Genomic DNA, 366 nt, shown 5'->3' with positions numbered 1-366 from the left:
GCGTGGCGGACAGTTGCCGGTAGTGTGGATAGGCGCGTTCGGCGGCGCGGGCGGCGGCGTCGACCTCCGCTTCGGTGGCCTGGACGAAGGCGTAGGGCAGCGCTTCGCCGCTGTCGGCGTCGAGGCTGCGCAGGATGAGGTTGCCGGCGGCGCTGCGAGCGCCGCCGACGTAGTTGTGACCGAGGATGCTGGGCATGGGGCCTCCCTGGGGACGGTGGACGGAATGCTCTGCCGCTGGCTCTCGCCGGCCGCTCCCTGGGGAGCGAGGCGGCGAGGGCGCGGCGCCGGCTACAAGCCGACGTCCGGCAGCGCCGGCCGGCTGGCCAGGGCCTTGGCCATGATCCGCTCGACGTGCTCGCGATCGGC

1 pseudogene is annotated in these 366 nt (G+C 74.3%); it reads right to left on the bottom strand.

From position 1 onward, the window contains the following. Positions 1-196 (bottom strand): annotated as a pseudogene (locus tag FLP08_RS17405) (hypothetical protein); the annotation flags it as partial. Positions 197-366 lie beyond the last annotated feature (170 nt).

The sequence above is a fragment of the Christiangramia aestuarii genome, assembly GCF_009735585.1.
Taxonomy (GTDB): Bacteria; Bacteroidota; Bacteroidia; order Flavobacteriales; family Flavobacteriaceae; genus Christiangramia; species Christiangramia aestuarii.
Note: the sequence above shows the minus strand (reverse complement) of the source record. Positions and strands in the feature narration are given on the sequence as shown.